Annotated in this window: 16 protein-coding genes and 4 pseudogenes; 6 read left to right on the top strand and 14 right to left on the bottom strand. The window is 60.1% G+C overall.

Features of this window, described 5'->3' with window-relative positions; translation table 11 throughout:
* Window positions 1-30: 30 nt before the first annotated feature.
* From AC07WT_RS31040 to AC07WT_RS31010, 7 genes and pseudogenes are all read right to left on the bottom strand, one after another.
* Window positions 31-249: pseudogene (locus AC07WT_RS31040) on the bottom strand (hypothetical protein); the annotation flags it as partial.
* A 45-nt stretch (window positions 250-294) separates the two neighbouring features.
* Window positions 295-669, bottom strand: coding sequence for a DUF3564 domain-containing protein (locus tag AC07WT_RS31035; protein WP_494949915.1), 375 nt, complete (start codon window positions 667-669; stop codon window positions 295-297).
* A 46-nt stretch (window positions 670-715) separates the two neighbouring features.
* Entirely contained in the window at window positions 716-1,009 is a 294-nt protein-coding gene (locus AC07WT_RS31030) for a c-type cytochrome (RefSeq protein ID WP_494951086.1), read from the bottom strand.
* Between the two features lie 435 nt (window positions 1,010-1,444).
* A complete protein-coding gene (locus tag AC07WT_RS31025; RefSeq protein WP_494949914.1) occupies window positions 1,445-3,091 on the bottom strand; it encodes a bifunctional aminoglycoside phosphotransferase/ATP-binding protein in 1,647 nt (548 codons plus the stop codon).
* Between the two features lie 108 nt (window positions 3,092-3,199).
* On the bottom strand, window positions 3,200-4,027 hold the full coding sequence (locus AC07WT_RS31020) for a universal stress protein (protein WP_494949913.1): 828 nt from the start codon (window positions 4,025-4,027) through the stop codon (window positions 3,200-3,202).
* Entirely contained in the window at window positions 4,024-4,530 is a 507-nt protein-coding gene (locus AC07WT_RS31015) for a universal stress protein (RefSeq protein ID WP_494949912.1), read from the bottom strand. Before AC07WT_RS31015 ends, AC07WT_RS31020 begins: the two co-directional genes overlap by 4 nt.
* A 31-nt stretch (window positions 4,531-4,561) precedes the next feature.
* Window positions 4,562-4,687, bottom strand: a pseudogene (locus AC07WT_RS31010) (universal stress protein); the annotation flags it as partial.
* Window positions 4,688-5,555: 868 nt separating this feature from the next.
* Between AC07WT_RS31010 and AC07WT_RS31005 the strand changes: the two are divergent.
* Together AC07WT_RS31005 and AC07WT_RS31000 are read left to right on the top strand one after the other, a co-directional pair.
* Window positions 5,556-6,137 carry a hemerythrin domain-containing protein gene (locus AC07WT_RS31005; protein ID WP_494949911.1) on the top strand — a complete coding sequence of 194 codons (582 nt, stop codon included), beginning with the start codon at window positions 5,556-5,558 and terminating at the stop codon, window positions 6,135-6,137.
* A gap of 123 nt (window positions 6,138-6,260) precedes the next feature.
* Window positions 6,261-6,608, top strand: a complete 348-nt coding sequence (locus AC07WT_RS31000) for a hypothetical protein (protein ID WP_492593833.1) — start codon at window positions 6,261-6,263, stop codon at window positions 6,606-6,608.
* A gap of 146 nt (window positions 6,609-6,754) precedes the next feature.
* Here AC07WT_RS31000 and AC07WT_RS30995 read toward each other — a convergent pair whose 3' ends face one another.
* Complete coding sequence (locus AC07WT_RS30995; protein ID WP_494949910.1) at window positions 6,755-7,669, bottom strand: choline sulfate utilization transcriptional regulator; 915 nt, start codon at window positions 7,667-7,669, stop codon at window positions 6,755-6,757.
* 140 nt (window positions 7,670-7,809) lie between these two features.
* Between AC07WT_RS30995 and betC the strand changes: the two genes are divergently transcribed.
* The 3 genes from betC (at window position 7,810) to AC07WT_RS30980 (ending at window position 11,782) form a co-directional block, all read left to right on the top strand.
* Complete coding sequence (betC, locus tag AC07WT_RS30990; protein ID WP_494949909.1) at window positions 7,810-9,369, top strand: choline-sulfatase; 1,560 nt, start codon at window positions 7,810-7,812, stop codon at window positions 9,367-9,369.
* A gap of 51 nt (window positions 9,370-9,420) precedes the next feature.
* Complete coding sequence (locus AC07WT_RS30985; RefSeq protein ID WP_494949908.1) at window positions 9,421-10,371, top strand: choline ABC transporter substrate-binding protein; 951 nt, start codon at window positions 9,421-9,423, stop codon at window positions 10,369-10,371.
* 262 nt (window positions 10,372-10,633) lie between these two features.
* Complete coding sequence (locus tag AC07WT_RS30980) at window positions 10,634-11,782, top strand: porin (RefSeq protein ID WP_494949907.1); 1,149 nt, start codon at window positions 10,634-10,636, stop codon at window positions 11,780-11,782.
* Window positions 11,783-11,844: 62 nt separating this feature from the next.
* Here AC07WT_RS30980 and AC07WT_RS30975 read toward each other — a convergent pair whose 3' ends face one another.
* Window positions 11,845-12,225: a hypothetical protein gene (locus tag AC07WT_RS30975; RefSeq protein WP_494951153.1), complete on the bottom strand. Its 381-nt coding sequence runs from the start codon at window positions 12,223-12,225 to the stop codon at window positions 11,845-11,847.
* Between AC07WT_RS30975 and AC07WT_RS30970 the strand changes: the two are divergent.
* Window positions 12,196-12,504: pseudogene (locus AC07WT_RS30970) on the top strand (Tn3 family transposase); the annotation flags it as partial. The gene AC07WT_RS30975 and the pseudogene AC07WT_RS30970 sit on opposite strands and share 30 nt — an antisense overlap.
* A 67-nt stretch (window positions 12,505-12,571) precedes the next feature.
* On the opposite strand, the pseudogene AC07WT_RS30965 reads toward AC07WT_RS30970, so the two are convergent.
* From AC07WT_RS30965 to AC07WT_RS30945, 5 genes and pseudogenes are all read right to left on the bottom strand, one after another.
* Window positions 12,572-12,646: pseudogene (locus tag AC07WT_RS30965) on the bottom strand (IS1634 family transposase N-terminal domain-related protein); the annotation flags it as partial.
* A 16-nt stretch (window positions 12,647-12,662) separates the two neighbouring features.
* Window positions 12,663-13,772: an acyltransferase family protein gene (locus tag AC07WT_RS30960; protein WP_494949906.1), complete on the bottom strand. Its 1,110-nt coding sequence runs from the start codon at window positions 13,770-13,772 to the stop codon at window positions 12,663-12,665.
* A gap of 322 nt (window positions 13,773-14,094) precedes the next feature.
* Window positions 14,095-14,307, bottom strand: a complete 213-nt coding sequence (locus AC07WT_RS30955) for a hypothetical protein (RefSeq protein WP_494949905.1) — start codon at window positions 14,305-14,307, stop codon at window positions 14,095-14,097.
* A gap of 524 nt (window positions 14,308-14,831) precedes the next feature.
* A complete protein-coding gene (locus tag AC07WT_RS30950) occupies window positions 14,832-16,262 on the bottom strand; it encodes an ISNCY family transposase (RefSeq protein WP_494949904.1) in 1,431 nt (476 codons plus the stop codon).
* Window positions 16,263-16,514: 252 nt separating this feature from the next.
* The gene (locus AC07WT_RS30945; RefSeq protein WP_494949903.1) at window positions 16,515-17,945 is read right to left on the bottom strand and encodes an ISNCY family transposase; all 1,431 of its coding nucleotides are present in this window, start codon (window positions 17,943-17,945) and stop codon (window positions 16,515-16,517) included.
* Window positions 17,946-18,240: the final 295 nt, after the last annotated feature.

Below are 18,240 nucleotides of genomic sequence, written 5' to 3'. Positions count from 1 at the left end.
TTGAGTTCGGGCCACGGATCGGGCGTCATAGCCGAGGTCGGGTGGATACAGCGGGCCGTCGAAAGCGACGGTCAGGATCTGCTCGGGACTGTCGGAATAAGGGACTCCAGCGTGCTGTTCATAAGGCGCGCGCTCCCAGCCGTCGCCCCATTGTTGATCGAGTGTCAAACGCGTGAAATAGGCCCAGGGCGCACGCACGAAGCAGAGCCCGTACGCATGACGCACGCCATCCAGATTCCAGATCAGCAGTCAATGCCACGATGTACCTCATCTCGGTGGTTGTGTCGACAACGCTCACTGGCTGTCGTCGGCGGCGAAGATGCCGTCTTCCGGCTGCGTGCTTTCGTTGTCGACGCATTGCACGTGCCAATGGCCTGTCATCAGAGATCTGCCTGCATCGGAGCACCATTGCGCGCGTCCGGTCTCGCCCTCGAACGGTCCGGAATCGGCGTTCAGATCGAGCCCTTCGAGTACGCAGCAGGGCGTCGAATCGTGCGGCCCGCAGACGAGCGTGCTGCCGCAATCGACGTGCAAGGCGCCCCATTCGGGCAACTCGAGCCCCATATGGCCCTCGCGAGACCATTGACGCGTTTCCTTGTCGAGCCACAGGATGGCGAATGCCATGGGATTGACACGATCGAACGTGTCGAGGTGGAGGGTGAGGCGCATGAGGTTCTCCGTACATGCTACGAACACGTGCAAACGAGCTGGATGTCTACTGGCTCAAAACCCACTGGATCAACGTGTGAGCGTCTTCGGGCGTCAACGGGCCGCCGCGATCCGCCGGCAGCGGCATTGCCATGTCGCCCCAATGGGCTTTGCCGCCGAGTCGCAGCTTGTGTTCAAGCATCAGGCCAGCGTTTGGCACACCGCGATAACGGTCCGCAATCTGTTGAAACGACGGTGCGAGAAAGGGTGCGTCCCGGGTATGGCAGAACATGCAATGCTGCTGATCGACCAGCGCAGTCGGCTCGGACTGCGCGAGCGCTGCGCCGCTTGCCGCCAGCAACAGCGTAAGTGCATTTGCAATGAAAGAGTGCAAGGGCAGGGTATTCACGAGACACACTCGAGGACAGGTTCCGGGTTCAGTGTAGGGGCGGTGCCGTCCCCGCGAGATCCGCTGCGACGCCACACCGGCTACCGAACGTGGGCGCGCGGAATCGTAAAGCGCGGTGCACGATCTGAACAGATGTTCCATGACAGCCTTATGCCAGGCCGGCGAAAGCAGGTAATACGAGCGAGGACGGCAAACGGCACAAAATCATCGTGCGCTGCCGCCGTTTTCGGTAGTTGACTCAAATCAATCGCCTTGCTCATGAACGCAGACGTTCGCTCTGCCGGGGGCAGCCCAGGAGGAAGATCGATGCCGGCATGGTCGCGGCCATGTCGCATTCCGGTGCAGTGACGCGCGGCGATCGCGGGTGGCGCTGGTCGAGGGCGCTGCTCACGCGTGCGCCGTTTCCGGCAGAGCCGCTGCAAGCTGGTCCAGCCTCTGCAACAGTGCTGTCCAGTACTCGACATGCGCGAAGGCGCCAAGCGGCACTTCTGTGTCGAAACAGACGGTACCCGCCATTTCCTCTGAAGTAAGCGGCTCCTCGTTCGCCAATTGTTTGACCAGCACGACCGCCCCGGCGTCGGACTCGTTGTGCAATTCCAAAGCACGGGTGCGTACCCGCTCCACAAGTCGACACGCGCGCGCATGAAAATCCAGCACGACAACGGGAATCGACAGCCTGTCGCCCAATGCCGAAAAACGTGATCGATGCTGGTGCTTGAGAAAGGTAGCGTCGACCAGCACCGGATAGCCGGCCTCCAGCACCTGCCGCGCGAGCGCCAGCAGTACGTTGTAGTGGTGATCGATCGAGCGGGCTGAATACGCGGTGGCAGCCATCGGCCGGTTGTCAACCGGCGCGAACGGACTCAAGCGTTTGCGTTCGACGTCGCTGGAAAGGCGTATTGCGCCGATCAGACTGGCCAGCGCGTCGCTTGCGACCGATTTGCCCGACCCTGAATAACCGTGACACAGCAGCAGGTAAGGGCGCTGCATGGCGCTCATACGTTCGGCGAGCCGCAGGTACCGATTCGCCTGCTCAGCGGCGTGCCGCGCCAGGTTGCCGCGCGCTTTCAACGACGCTACGTAAGCACGCACCAGTGCGCGGTAAACCATGTAGTAACGAATCGCGGGCAGCGCGGCAAAATCGCCCGTCCATTGCAGCCAGCTATTGAGGAGCCGCGCCGCGAGATCATTCCGGTCGTGCGCCTGCAGGTCCATGAGCAGAAAGCTCAAATCGCTGGCGACGTCGATCCATCGCAACGCATCGCTGAATTCGATGCAGTCGAACATGAGCACATGCTTGCCACGGCGTACGACGTTATCGAGGTGCAGATCGCCGTGACATTCGCGCACGAAGCCGCCGGCACGGCGTGCTTCGAGATGTCCCGCGAGCCGCTTGCCTTCGTTCTCGCACCAGTCACGCAATTGGGTGGGCACGAGCGTCCGTGTTTCCTGCTCGAATGCATCCAGCACTGTCTGCATCTGCATACGCACCGCCGCTGCCGAGCCGTAGCGGTGGTCCGGTGGCGTATGCGTTGCATGGCGATGAAAGGCGGCGAGGCGTTCGGCGAGCGCGTCGATCTCTGCAAAGCCGAGTTCGCCGCGCGCGAGCAATGCAGAAAACACATCGCGTTCGTCAAATCGTCGCATCTTGACCGCGTGTTCGGTCACGCGCCCGTGCTTGCCGATCTTGCTGACGCGTCCCCGGCGAACAATCGTTTCAACACCACAGTAAAGTTCGTACGCGAGCCGACGGTTCAGCCGCACTTCGTCACAGCATGCACGCTGCCGTGACGCAGGCCGCGTGAAATCGACAAAGCCCAGATTGACCGGTTTATTGAGCTTGTATGCGTAGCGGCCAGTCAGATAGATCACCGAAATATGCGTTTCGATACGGCGTATCCGACCTGCCGGATGGCGGTATGAACAGGGCCGTTGCAACGCTTGATCGATTGCGCGCCAGCCGCGCTGCGCGAGGTGTTCGCGTTGCCGTGCATGCAGTGGCTTGTGCAGCGGCGGGATGAAATGACTGGGCATGGTCGGCTCCGGAACGCAATGAGGGCTCCTCCAGCGTAGGCCCGCGTCATGAACCGGAATTGACTGAGGTCATGCTACGTTCACATCAGCACGGCCCAGCACGGCGGCTCAGTGCGACATCAATACAGGCACGGTCATCGTTTGGAGCATGGTCCGTGTGACGCCACCGAGCAGCCGTTCCTGAACGCGCGTGTGACCATACACACCCATCACGAGCAGATCGGCATGCCGGTCGGCCAGCGCGTTCAACAACATCGAGCCCGTCGTCAGGCTTGCCTCCTTGGGGGCCGCCACGAACCCCGCATCAATGCCATGCCGCGCCAGCCAGGCGGCAACGTCGATACCGGCTGGTGCCTCGCTGTCGGGATGCCGCTGGACTGTCATCACGGTGACAAACTTCGCATGCTGGATGACCGGCAGCGCATCGGCAATCGCCCGTGCGCTTTCGCGGCTGCCGTCCCACGCGATGAGCACATTCTCGGCGAACGACCGAACGTGTCCGGCGTATGGCAACACGATAGCCGGACGGCCCGAACTCATCAGCACATCCTCGACAAAATGACGTGCGATATACGATGCGCGATCCTCCACGTCGTCCTGACCGAGGATCAGCAAATCGGCGTGCCGCGCGTGCAGGACCGCTGTTTCGACAGCCGGTCCCGACGGCGCACGCCATTCGACGCTGCGTCCAGCCTGCTCGGCCGTGGCGAGAAATCGTGCCTGGGCACTTTTGAGGTTCATGTCGTGCTGCGCCTCGCTGATGGCAGGGTGCAAACCTTCGCCGTAGATAAGCAGCGGTTGCGTGAGATCCTGGCAAACGACATAAAGGCCAATCAGATGCGCATCATATTGACGCGCCAGATCGAGCGCGAAGTCGACGCGCGCGGAGCTGTGGGCGCTGTCGTCGAGATGCACGAGCAGAGTTTTGTAGTTCATGACGGTTCCTTGGCGGGGTGAGCTTGTGCGTCGGCGTCCGTGGCCGCCGACGCGGCGCTATGGGCCGATATCATCAGCACCGGACACTCTGCAATCCGCAGAAAGCGTTCGGCGACGCTGCCCAGCACGAGCCGCGGGAAGCCGCGCCGGCCATGCGTACCCATCACGACGACGTCGGCTTTCAACTCGTTCGCCGCACGCAGGATGCAGTGCGCAATGTCGTCGGCCGCCGGATCGACTTCGATGATTCGTGACGAACCCCGCACGCCCTCACGCCTCATGCGCGCGACGGCGTCGCCGAGCACGTGGGTGCCTTCCTGGAGGAAGGCATCGCGAATGTACGTCGGGTCGTACCCCGGCGCATCGTAGGACATCAGCGGCACGTCGACGACATAGAGCGGCTGCAACTGCGCGCCGGACTCGCGCGCCAGTTGCAATGCGGCGTCGAACGCGCGAGCAGACGTTTCACTGCCGTCCATGGCAACCAGAATCTGCTGATACATGGAGAGCTCTCCTGAGTGGGGCACGCGTTCATCAATGCGACATCAGGACCGGCACGGTCATCGACTTGAGGATCGAGCGTGTCGCTCCGCCCATCACCAGTTCATGCCAGCGGGCATGGCCGTATGCGCCCATCACGAGCAGATCGGCGCCGGTATCCGACACCTGCGCCTGGCGAGCCACAGTGCGAGCTTGAGCCGGGAATGCACGTGCTGGCTCGTATCAAGATGGACAACGATGGTCTTGTAGCTCATTGCAGTCGCTCCAGATGTCGGTGAATAGCACACGAGCGCATGTTTTGAGTCTATAGACCGGATAGTCGTCGCCGTTGATTCAGATCAACGGCGTAGTGGCGCGACGCCTCAGCGGGTTGCCGCGAGTGGGAGCCGGTGAGCGGCCATGACGCACATCCCATTGGGGTCCGCGACAGGGGCACGTTAGCGCCAGGAATGCGTTGCGCTCGGGTATTGATGCAACTCAATTGCGCTGACGGATCTCGGCTTATCCTGTCATCCGGTATGGTTTCAGGATGAAGCGAAGGAGTGGCTTGATGGAGCGAATCGGCTGACGTCATCGGCATCGCTGGCTGGCTGGCCAGATTGACTCAGGGAATATCCCTGAGCCTACTGTTCGCCACTGCCATTACATGGGCAGGAGCCGCCAGACGGGCCAAGTCGATACCGACGGTATTTAAACTGCTTCATAACTTCCTTTTCTGCACAGATTTATGGCTGACACGCAGGAGCGATGGGTCTATATCGGAAAAGGGGTTCGGTGTGATGGCGGCGACCTTGCCAGGCGTCGCGCTTTCGCAACATGGGTGGGATCGTGCGTATCCCCGTAGTTTCAAACGAGTACGCGCTGCGCATCCATTGATCTTCATCAAGGCCGTGAGGTCAGCGCGCTGTCATTTCAAGCCGAGGATGACTAACATCCAATATATGGGCGCAGCTTCTCGCGCTTGCCGCCAATGTGTGCCAGCAAATCGATTCGCCACTTCATTTCATGTACTGGCGCGGAGTTTGATATGCAGTCGCCGGAACCGCATAGTGCGATAACCGTCATCCTTCGTGAACACGAGCAGCTGTCGACCGTGATAGAGGGCATGCGGCGCTTTGTGCGTCTGCTGGCAGCAGGTACGCCTGCTCCGGGACTTGTTGTGTTACGGGCGATGCTTTATTACATCCGCGAGTATCCTCAGCAGGTGCATCATCCTAAGGAGGATCATTACCTGTTCAGGCCGTTGCGGGATCGGACAGATGAATTTGACTATGTCCTTGCGGAACTGGAATCCCAGCACGCTCGAGGTGACGTGAAGTTGATAAATATCGAGCGTGCGCTGACCCGGTATGAATTGAAGGGTGCCCCCGCACTTCGGGAGCTGCGAGCCATGGTGGATGAGTATGGCGAGTTCTATGCAGACCACCGGTGTATGGAAGAGACGTTGATTTTGCCGGCCGCCAGACGTCTGCTGACAAAGGAAGATTGGGTGGAGATCGACGCCGCCTTTGGAGCAAATCGTGACCCGTTCGACGGGGTCAAACTTGAAGACGATCTCGGCAAATTATTCTCAATGATCGTCAAAACGATTCCGGAAACGGAAAGTTAGCAGTTCGGTTGCGCCTTTCGATGGGCGGCCGATCACGCGATGCAAACGCGGATCAGCAGGATCTGTGGCCGAGCAATCGAGCAAAGAGTTTTGTGAGTACTAAAAGCCGGCGCAGGAGGGAATATGCAAGCTGTTCGTCACTTTCACCTGGAACTGCGGCACGCAAGCGTGCCGACCTATGTTGCCAGCTACCTCTTTCCGATCCTGTTGCTGGCGTATGAGGTGTATAGGGTGGGCAGGTGGATCTTCGATTATGGGATGAACTTCGCGAACTTCAGGTTCATGGGTTACGAGTTTCTGCTGATGCTTGTGTTCGTTGCGCTCCAGGTCGTCTTTGAAGGCATTTTCCTGATTGGTGCCTGGATGAGCCGGGATCACGATTTCGAACATCGGGTCGCGAATCTCCTGGCCGGCCTCGGCTGTTCGCTGGTCGTCATCGGTTTCGACCTGGCGTTGCAGTACGCGCTGTAGCGCGAGTTCTGCGGGGCCGGCTACGTCCGCTTTCAGACGGCTTGTAAGTACGATCACGCCAATACCCCATCGTCGAAGTAGAGCAAATCAGCGATGCGCACGGATAGAAGCTAACCGCCGTCGCGCTGGAATGGGAGCGTCAGCGGCTACTCGGCATCGAGCCCGCACTCGCCCAGCAGCCATTGGCGGAATGCGTTGATCGCGGGTGTGGGCGCGCGCTGCGTGACGAGCAGATAGCCGCGGTCGGTGACGACCGGCGTATCGAACAGTTCGACGAGCTGCCCAGTCGCGACGAGCTCGTCGACTAAAGGCGCCCACCCGAGCGCGACACCCTGACCCATGATTGCCGCATGCGCCACCAGCGTAAAGCTGTTGAACGTGATGCCGCGATGCGCGGCCGGCGCGTCGAGACCCTGCGCGGCGAACCAGTCGGCCCACGACAGCCAGCGTGCAGGATTGGTCGGTTCGAGGCGCAGCAGCGGCAGCATCGTCAGATCGGACGGCGAGCGCAACTGCGGATGCGCGGCGAGAAACGCCGGACTGCACACCGGTATAACGCGCTCCGGAAACAGTTTGACCGCGCCGCGGGCGGTCCAGTCCGAATCTTCGTCGCCGAAAGCGATCGCAATGTCCGCCTGATTGTGCGATGGATCGAACACGTTCTGCGACGTGATGATCTTGACGTCGGCGTCCGGCATCAGCGCCTTGAATTGCGACAGGCGCGGCATCAGCCAATAGGTTGCGAAGCCGAAGTCGGTGGAGAGCGTCAACGTTTGCGGCGTGCGCCGCGCGCGGATGTCGGCCGTGGCGAGGCGAATGGTGTCGAGCGCGTGACGGACCGCTTCGAACAGGCGCGCGCCGTCTTCCGTCAGCGTGACGCCGCGATGGCCGCGCTCGAACAGCGGCGCGCCGAGCGCTTCCTCGAGCTGCACGACACGCTGGCTGACCGCCGGTTGGGTCGAGCCCAGTTCGCGTGCGGCTGCCGTGAAGCTGGCCAGACGCGCTGCCGATTCGAACATCGTCAACGCCTGCATCGGCGGCAAGCGATCCTGCCTCGACATAACACCCCCTTATAGGCACATAACGATTTGCAGTCTTCACAGCGGCGAATTGGACGGCAATAGTGGTGCGCATACCGGGACTCGCACTCACGTCCCGCTGCTTGCACCGACACTTGCGATTCTATTCGAGGCGCGCTCCAATGCTTGACACGAAACCGAATATTCTTATTCTGATGGCCGATCAGATGACGCCGTTCGCGCTTGCCGCATACGGGCATCGTCTGACGAAAACCCCCAATCTGGATCGGCTGGCGAAGCAGGGCGTCGTGTTCGAATCGGCGTACTGCGCGAGTCCGTTGTGCGCGCCGTCGCGCTTTTCTTTTCTTTCCGGCAAGCTGCCGTCCGCGATCGGCGCCTACGACAATGCAGCAGAATTTCCGTCGCAAACGCTGACGTTCGCGCATTATCTCCGCGCGGAAGGGTACCGCACGATTCTCTCGGGCAAGATGCATTTTTGCGGCGCCGATCAGTTGCACGGTTTCGAGGAGCGCCTGACCACCGACATCTATCCCGCCGATTTCGGCTGGACGCCCGACTGGGACAATTTCAAAGCGCGTCCGACGTGGTATCACAACATGAGTTCGGTGATCGACGCCGGTCCCTGCGTGCGCACGAATCAACTCGACTTCGACGATGAAGTCACGTTCACCACGCGTCAGAAGCTCTTCGATATCGCGCGCAAACGCCACGCCGGTAAAGATGCACGGCCGTTCTGCATGGTTGCCTCGCTGACGCATCCGCACGACCCGTACGCGATTGCGCAGAAATACTGGGACATGTACCGCGACGAAGAGATCGACATGCCCACACATCGCGATTCGTTCGATGAAGCCGATCCCCATTCGAAGCGCCTGCGCCATGTATGCGAAACCGACCGCACGCCGCCGACCGTTCAGCAGATCCGCAATGCGCGCCGTGCTTACTACGGCGCGATCTCATACGTCGACGACCAGTTCGGCGCGATCCTCGAAGCGCTCGAGCAGTCCGGACTCGCTCAGGACACCGTCATTGTGGTGACGTCCGATCATGGCGAGATGCTCGGCGAGCGCGGCCTCTGGTACAAGATGACGTTCTTCGAAGGCGGCTGCCGCGTGCCGCTGATCGTGCATGCGCCCCGGAAGTTCGACGCGCACCGCGTGAGCGAGTCGGTGTCGCATCTCGATCTGCTGCCGACGCTCGTTGAGCTGGCGCGTGGCGAGCGGCCCGCCGCATGGCCCGATTCACTCGACGGCCAAAGCCTCGTGCCGCATCTGCTCGGCGCACGTGGTGCGCATGGCGGCCATGACGAAGCGATCGGCGAATATCTGGGCGAGGGCGCCATCGCGCCGATCGTGATGTTGCGCCGCGGTCGCTTCAAGTTCATTCACACGCCAGCCGATCCGGACCAGCTGTACGACGTCGCCGCCGATCCGCTGGAACGCGAGAATCTCGTGGCGCGCGCGGAGTACGCATCGCAGGTCGCGGCGTTTCGCGGCGAGATTGCCCGGCGCTGGAATCTCGCCGCGCTGCACGACGACGTGCTGAGAAGCCAGCGCCGCCGCTGCTTTCATTTCGAGGCCACGACGCAAGGCACGGTCGCGTCATGGGACTGGCAACCATTTGTCGATGCAAGCCAGCGTTATATGCGCAATCACATCGACCTCGATACGCTCGAAGCGATGGCTCGTTTCCCGGCCGTGGTTCGCCAGTGCGTCCGTTAGCGCGTCCGTTAGCGATTCATCTCACTCTCATCTCACCCTCAGGAAGCCGACATGAAAAAGCTCTTCAAACAGGCGGTATCCGGCGTTGTGTTGCTATGCGCGGCGACCACGTTCGCGTCGGCGGCCGAGCCGCAGTCGTGCACCCAGGTCAACATGGCCGGGCCCGGCTGGACCGATATCGATGCGACCAATGCGATGACCGGCGTTCTGTTGAAGGCGCTCGGATACCGGCAGAACGTGGCGAACCTGTCGGTGCCGATTACTTATCAGGGTTTGAAGAAAGGGCAGATCGACGTGTTTCTCGGCAACTGGATGCCCGCGCAGGCGCCGGTCGTCAAGCCGTTCGAGGACGAGAGGTCGATCGAGGTCGTGCATCCGAATCTGAGCAACGCGAAGTTCACGCTCGCGGTTCCCGACTATGTGGCGGCGGCCGGCGTGCATTCGTTCGCCGATCTCGCGAAGAACGCCGACAAGTTCGATAGCAAGATCTACGGCATCGAGCCGGGGGCGCCGGCCAATCAGAACATCAAGAAGATGGTCGATGAAAAAGCGTACGGACTCGGCAGCTGGAAGCTCGTCGAGTCGAGCGAGACCGGCATGCTCACCCAGGCCGAACGCTCGGTTCGCGAGAAAAAATGGATCGTGTTCCTGGCGTGGGAGCCACATCTGATGAACACCAGGTTCAAGCTGACCTATCTCGACGGCGGCGACAAGTACTTCGGCCCGAACTATGGCGGCGCCACGGTCAATACCGTTGCGCGCACGGGTTACGCGGAACAATGCCCGAATGTCGGCCGCCTGTTCAGGCAACTGACGTTCAATGTCGATCTGGAAAACGGCGTGATCGCCGAGGTGCTGGAAAAGAAGACCGGCGTGGACGTGGCTGCCGCCGATGCGCTCAAGCGTCACCCGGAATTACTGAAGTCATGGCTCGAAGGCGTGAACACCGCTAGCGGGGCCAACGGTCTGCAAGCCGTGCAGACCGCACTCGGCGTGAAATAACAGCGGCATTCCTAACCACCAGGTCGCTACTCGAAAAGTTCATGTCGCATCCGGTCGAATCCCTCTAAATCTGGACCCGTATTCTTGATCCGTCGACGCAGGCATGCCGGACGCATTGCATGCGTCGCCTCCAGCGTCACTCGGTCTCAATCAGTATAGATCTGCCCGTCATGCGAGAAGCGCCGCGCGTAAGACGTTATTACACGCAGCAGGGATCGCTTTATCCAACGAAATACGCAGGCAAAGAGCAGGGGAGAATTAGATGAAGAAGAGTAATGCCGTCAGCCTTTCGGGGCTCGCTCTCGCGGCAAGCGCCGCATGCGCGCCCGCGGCTGTCCACGCGCAGAGCAGCGTCACGCTATACGGTATCCTGGATGCGGGTATCACCTACGTGAACAATGCCGGCGGCGCCCATCAGTTCAAATTCGACGACGGTATTTCATACGGCAACCGGATCGGCTTCAAGGGTGTCGAGGACCTCGGCGGCGGCTTGCAGGCAGTGTTCGTGCTCGAATCGGGTTTCCATCTGGGCAACGGGCGATCAGGATTCGGCGGTGCGGAGTTTGGACGGCAGGCATACGTGGGCTTGAAGAACAATTGGGGGACGTTCTCGTTCGGCAACCAGCTCGACATGACCGATGAGTTCGTCTATCTGTACAACATCTCCTCGTGGGCGAGCGGCTACGCGATCCACCAGGGCGACTTCGACCGCATGAACGGCGATCGCCTGCCGAATTCCGTCAAATTCGTATCGAGCGATTTTTCAGGCTTCAAGTTCGGCGGCATGTACTCGTTCGGCAACACCGCCGGCGACTTCCATCAGAAGAGCGCATGGAGCGTGGGCGCGCATTACGAGCACAGCACGTTCAACATCGGCGCGGCGTATACGCAGCTGAACAATCCGTTCGGCATCTATGCGTTCGACCCGTACGCGATGATCGGCACGCGGACCTTCCTCGGCCAGCCGACCGTTTCCGTCAATCCGACGATCGGCGCGGTTACCGATCTATATAGCTCGTCGTCGTTCCCGGTCGATAAACAAGGCGCGTTCGCGATCGGTGCGGCATATACGATGGGCAACCTGATGCTCTCAGGGGATTTCACGTACACGACGATCAAGGGTTTCGGGCAGACCTCGCACATGCAAGTCTATGAAGCGGGCGCGTCATACAACTTCACGCCGGCGCTGGTTCTGTACGGCGGATATCAGCACACGCGCTTCGAAGGAAACCACTGGAATCAGGGCTCGCTCGGGCTGCATTACCTGTTATCGAAACGCACCGACGTCTATATCTCCGGCGACTACCTGCGTGCATCGGATGGCGTGAATGCGGTGATCGGCTACAGCTTTACACCGTCGACGTCGAAGACGCAGAGCGATGTGCGGATCGGGATGAAGCATTCGTTCTAGCCGGGTTGAGTGAGAAACATGGCGACATAACTTATGTCGCCATGTTGACTCGCCGTTATGGGCTATCGCCAGCTTGCCAGGTGGTCCGCCAGGAAACGGTCGAAACCGATAGGCGCGCGACCCAGCAACTGCGCAACGTCCGGGCTGATCCCCGCCGCGTAGCCGGCGGCGATAATCCGGCTCAGCCTCATGAGTGCCTCGATCGACCAGTCATCCATGCCTGCGTCGCTCATCGAGGCGATGGCGGCTTCATCCGACACCGCCACGTAGTCGATCCGGCGACCCAGCGCGGCACCGATGCGCGCCATCGCTTCCGCGTTCGACAACGCTTCGTCGCCGGTCAGGGTGTAGGGGTAGTACGCACATAGCCGCCGAAAATGCCATCTGGCTCGAGTTCTTCGATCTATGGGGTCTTGTTTCATGGCAAGCGCGGTGAACTCCATCAGCAGTATCGCGAAGGACAGGAAGACCAGTTGGGAGCGCTCGGGCTGATCCTGAACGTCATCGTCTTATGGAACACCATCTACATGGACGCCGTGCTGACACAGTTGCGGGCCGAAGGTTTTCCGGTCCACGACGAAGATGTCGCGCGGCTCGATCCGCTCGGCTTCGACCACATCAACATGCTCGGGCGATATTCGTTCGCCATTCACGAGGCCGTCGCCCGCGGCGAGTTACGTCCGCTGCGCGATCCCCGAGAAGCTGCGGCCGAAGTCGCTTAAGTATCGTTAAGCTTCGTCGCGAAGTACAGCCGCAACAACCAACCGGCTTGAGCGCCCAGACATCGCCCAGCCGCCCGAGCGTCGCCACCGTGCGTTGCTTGGGGTGTCCGTGATCGTCACGGTAGGCCTCGACCCGGCCCATGGCTTTTCATGCCTGATCACCCGCGCCTTTGAGGCCCGCTGTCACACTTCGAAATAGTCGACCCGGCATCCCGGACCAGTGGCGTCAGGGCCAACTTCGGGATTCTACGGCCTTTGAATCGCAAGAACGGCTTTTCTATGATTTTCCAACTCATATAGCCTGCCGCATAACTGCATAGCACGCTTATCAAAAAAACTACCAGCGGATGCAGGGACGGTAGTTGCCAAATAACAATCTTTTGAATCGGCCATCCATACAGGTATACACCATATGAAATATCGTCAGCTGATCCAAAAAATCTAAGCGCGCGCACTCCTTTGAAGGCGGCGTAAAATAACAAGTACCCGCCAAGTAGCGCATACGCCGGTCCAGCCAGTATTTTTGAGAACATCGAGGCACACAAGCAAAACGCAATTAGAGTCGCCCATCGTCCGCTGTATAGGATGTAGTCTCTGAAAATGTAAAAACATGAGCCAATCATAAAATAGGACACGAGCCGCAGAAAACTCAGATTTGTCCAGTAAGACATTTCATGAAGGTACGGAAGTTCGCTAGCCAAATACAAAGCCAAGACTACTGCTACGACCGAAATAAGTATCTTTCTTTTCCTGAATAGCCCTATCGCGCCTAGAAGAGGGACGAGCAAGTAACAGCGAAACTCATAGGTGATTGACCACATCGCTCCATTAACATCTGGATATGGATTCCCCGCGAAAACAGGTGGAGTCTTCGGCACGAGCAACAACATCAACTCGGTGGCGAATTGGGTGAAATTTAACTCCGAGAAGTAGTTTGTTGCCGCTCTAGCTATCGGCCCTACTGCCAGCACTGAAATAGCAGCGGCCACTACAAATCCGGGATATATTCTAAGTACTCTTTTGCGGATGTAGTCGATAGCTCCGTCACTGTGAATCCAGCTTTGTGTAATCAAATACCCACTGAGCAGGAAAAAACTGTCAACGGCCACTTCTCCGAAAGTCATTGTACCAAACAGTCGAGTAAGAGGCTCGCGAGAACGATCACCGTCGATAAGCTCGAATGAGTGCGACAAGAGGACTAGCGTGGCGAACAACAGCCTGAGCGCATTGAAGTTGTTTTCGCGGGAACTTTCAGGCCTGAATGCCATGGCAATCTTCTCCTGACGGTTATATCGTTACATACACATAAAGCCGGATACATATTCGACGGCGAACACGGTGCCGCGAACGCGCAGGATCGAGTACAGCTCCTGCGCTGACAGCTCTTCGAATCCGCTGCATTTCCACTCCATTTTTGGATCTCTCAGTGCACGTTCATGATCTGCCGCGCAAAGTGCAGTCAGCCTCCGCATGCGGCGCCCCGGCATTGAGATCCAACCGTATGCTTCCGAAAATGATCGCTCCGTGCACGACCGCACGAACGTCTCGATTCGCTCGGCGCCTGCCTCATGTGAGAAATGGGGGCTGGGTTTACCTGTCAAGTTCTCCGGGGCCCACCTGAATTCCTGCGGCAAACCACCGTTTGCCGCGCCTGAGAATGCTGTCCGCCCAAGCGGAGACGCGGTCCCAGACGATTTTGGTGACGATGCCGGTCACGATCGCCGCGCCGACCTGCACGGGCCGCCAGGCAGGCAGGCCGAGATGTGGCATCAGTCTGTTGATGACCGAATAGTTGATTTTCAATGTAAATAAACAACGTCGCCGACGCGATCCCCACCAGCTGTCCGCGGCTTCTGGCGGTTCCAACTAGAACACTGCACAAGCGACAACACGACGCCGCGATTATCTTGCCCACGCAATCCGCATCGAAATTCTGTAACCGGAACTACGCAGAGTTCCGAAGTGCGGAGGTACGCCATGACGGGCGTGACCCGTCAAAAAACCGTGAACGGCCTCAGTAGCGTCAACGAAATTTCCGTCAAAAAGAGCTGTTTCGATTTTTCGTGCAAATCTGGATGATTTGTGACACGGAACACGTGGAAGCATTCTTGCGCCCGGAGGCCGAATCACGACATTTCTAATGAGCTGGAACACGACATTACTAAAAAGCCCTAACACACCACCTGTCGAGGCCATTCTGAAATGTCGTAGCGGCAGCCAAATAGAAATGTCGGGTTTTGACGTTGAGTTTGCCTCTGTCGTTAACGGTTTGAATCGCACACAGCGTTGAAGGACAGCGCGTGAACGGGCAGGGCGTGTCAGTCCGTTCAGCCGGATCCTGCAGACCGACGGCCAGGTTTGCGTGTTTGGTTCGGCCGCCTGCGTTGTGCCAGTTCCGTGATCACACCGTTAAGGTCGTCCTGCGTGAATTCACGCTGCTTCTTCGTGCCCTGCGCGCGTTCCGTTGCCCGAACCGGTTGTCCCTGATTCGTGCGTGCAGGGGAGCCCGAGATGCGCCGGTTGTCGCGTTGCGCCTGGATCGCCTGCGCGACCTGCAGCACGTGACTCAGGCGCTTGTGTTCCACGACCGCGCCCTGATCGATTTCCGCGAGCCGGTCGTACTGCCGGTACGGCAGCACCCGGCCATCGGCGCGGATCTCGATGCGTCCGTCCGGGTACTCCCACACGTCGATGTTGCGGTGGATCAGTTTGCGGTTCTCCGGCGTGTCATCCAGCAGGTACATCACGCGGTCGTACTGAATGGTCAGCGATTTCGCCACCCGTCGCGTCTCGCGCCACGTCATCAGCAGGTCGAGATGCTCGTCACCCCGCAGCGGCCGGTGCGCGTCGAACGTGCTCTTCGGCGGCTTCGCGAAGCGCGCGTTATAGGCCGCGATGAAGGAGGGCGCATATGCATTGGCATCGGCCACCGTACTGATGCCACGCAGCCGCAGCTCCTTGACCAGCCGGTCCTGCAGCGTCAGGTGCGCGCGCTCGACGCGACCCTTGGCCGGGCTGCTGTTCGCACAGAATGTGTCGATGTTCAGCTCGAACATCGCCCGGCCGAAATGCGTCACGCTGCTGCCGGTTTCGTGGGCTTTGCCACTGCGAAACACGCTCGCCTTGTCGCTATAGAACGCGCCAGGCTTGCCGTGGCATTCGATGTACGCCCGCGTCGCCTCGAAATAGCTGAAGGTCGACTCGCTCGCCGTGAAGTGCAGATGCATCAGCCGGCTGGTCGCATCGTCGACGTACACCAGCAGCGTGCAGGCCGGCGCCCGTTCCTCGAACCACCGGTGATCGCTGCCGTCGATCTGCACCAGTTCGCCCAGACACGCACGACGCGCCCGCGGCTGGTAGAGCTTCGGCGGCCGCTGCCGGCGCGGAATCCAGAGACCTGCATCCGTCATCAGCCGCCGCACGGTCTCAGCGGCAAGCTTCAGCCCGTGGCATTCGGCCAGCTTCTCGCAGGCCAGCGTCGGCCCGAAATCGGCGTAGCGCTCGCGGATGATGGCCAGCGCACGGTCGGCCACGCCGGCCGGCAACTGGTGATTGCTGGCGTGCTCGCGCCGGCGGGAAACCAGTCCACGTGCGCCTTCGGCCCGATACCGGTTGGCCAGCCGCTCGATCTGCCGCCGGCTGAGGCCCAGACGTTCCGCCGCACGCCAGGGCATCAGCCGTCCGTCAACGACTGACTGGATCGCTCTTAACCGGTCAACCTCGCGCATGCTCATGGTGATCATCCCGCTATGGTCCATGATTGGCTCCAGCCATCGTCATGGAGCTTCAGCATGAGCCCGGAGAGGCCCGACTGCGACATTTCTACTTAGCTCAAATACGACATTACTACTTGGGGCCTACACCACCTGTCGAGGCCATTCTGAAATGTCGTAGCGGCAGCTATTTAGAAATGTCGGGTTTTGAGGTTGAGTTTGCCTCTGTCGTTAACGGTTTGAATCGCACACAGCGTTGAAGGACAGCGCGTGAACGGGCAGGGCGTGTCAGTCCGTTCAGGCAGATCCTGCAGACCGACGGCCAGGTTTGCGCGGCTGCTTTGGTTGATTGCGTTGCACCATCTCCACGATCACACCGTTAAGGTCGTCCTGTGTGAATTCACGCTGCTTCTTCGTGCCCTGCGCGCGTTCCGTTGCCCGAACCGGTTGTCCCTGATTCGTGCGCGCAGGGGAGCCCGAGATGCGCCGGTTGTCGCGTTGCGCCTGGATCGCCTGCGCGACCTGCAGTACGTGACTCAGGCGCTTGTGTTCCACGACCGCGCCCTGATCGATCTCGGCCAGCCGGTCGTACTGCCGGTACGGCAGCACCCGGCCATCGGCGCGGATCTCGATGCGTCCGTCCGGATACTCCCACACGTCGATGTAGCGGTGGATCAGTTTGCGGTTCTCCGCCGTGTCATCCAGCAGGTACATCACGCGGTCGTACTGCACCGTCAGCGACTTCGTCACGCGTCGCGTCTCGCGCCAGGTCATCAGCAGGTCGAGATGCTCGTCAGCCCGCAGCGGCCGGTGTGCATCGAACGTGCTCTTCGGCGGCTTCGCGAAGCGCGCGTTATAGGCCGCGATGAAGGAGGGCGCATACGCATTGGCATCAGCCACCGTGCTGATGCCGCGCAACCGCATCTCCTTCACCAGCCGGTCCTGCAGCGTGAGGTGGGCGCGTTCGACGCGGCCCTTCGCGGAACTGCTGTTCGCGCAGAACGTGTCGATGTTCAGTTCGTACATCGCCCGGCCGAAATGCGTCACGCTGCTGCCGGTTTCATGGGCTTTGCCACTGCGAAACACGCTCGCCTTGTCGCTATAGAACGCGCCGGGCTTGCCGTGGCATTCGATGTACGCCCGCGTCGCCTCGAAATAGCTGAAGGTTGATTCGCTCGCCGTGAAGTGCAGATGCATCAGCCGGCTGGTCGCATCGTCAACGTACACCAGCAGTGTGCAGGCCGGCGCCCGTTCCTCGAACCACCGGTGATCGCTGCCATCGATCTGCACCAGCTCGCCCAGACACGCACGACGGGCCCGCGGCTGGTAGAGCTTCGGCGGGCGCTGCCGGCGCGGAATCCACAGCCCGGCATCGGTCATCAGGTGCCGCACGGTTTCCTTGGCCATCCGGATGCCGTGGCACTCCCAGAGCTTCTCGCAGGCCAGCGTCGGCCCGAAATCGGCGTAGCGCTCACGGATGATCGCCAGCGCCCGCTGGGCCAGTCCTTCGTCCAGCTTCCGGTTGCCGGAACGGCCACGTCTGCGCGAGGCCAGTCCCGCCGCACCGGATTCCTGATAGCGGATCACCAGGCGCTCAACCTGACGCACGGTCAGGCCCAGACGTTCGGCCGCGCGACCAGGCTTGAGGCCCATGTCGACAATGGCCTGGATGACCTTCAAACGGTCGAGTTCGCGCATGTTCAATGTCACCAGTGTGGCTGGACACATGGCCGACTCCGAAATCTCGCAACGGACCGACCAGCATGCCAGCGTTCAAAAACACGACATTTCTATCTAGCTAGAACACGACATTTACATAAAGCTGCTACACCACCGATGTTGATAATTTATCTTATGTAAAATGATAGCCGCTTCAAGCGGCGGGCTCGGACTAGCTTTTGAATGCGGCCCTCCGCTGCGTCTGAGCCGCCGAGAGCAGTACGTCTCACACGGTCTCAAAAGAACGGGTTGATCAGGCTCAGTCGATTGAAGACGACTTTACCGTGGTGCATGTCTTCGCTGT

Source organism: Paraburkholderia sp. GW821-FHT02A12 (assembly GCF_059422005.1).
Note: the sequence above shows the minus strand (reverse complement) of the source record. Positions and strands in the feature narration are given on the sequence as shown.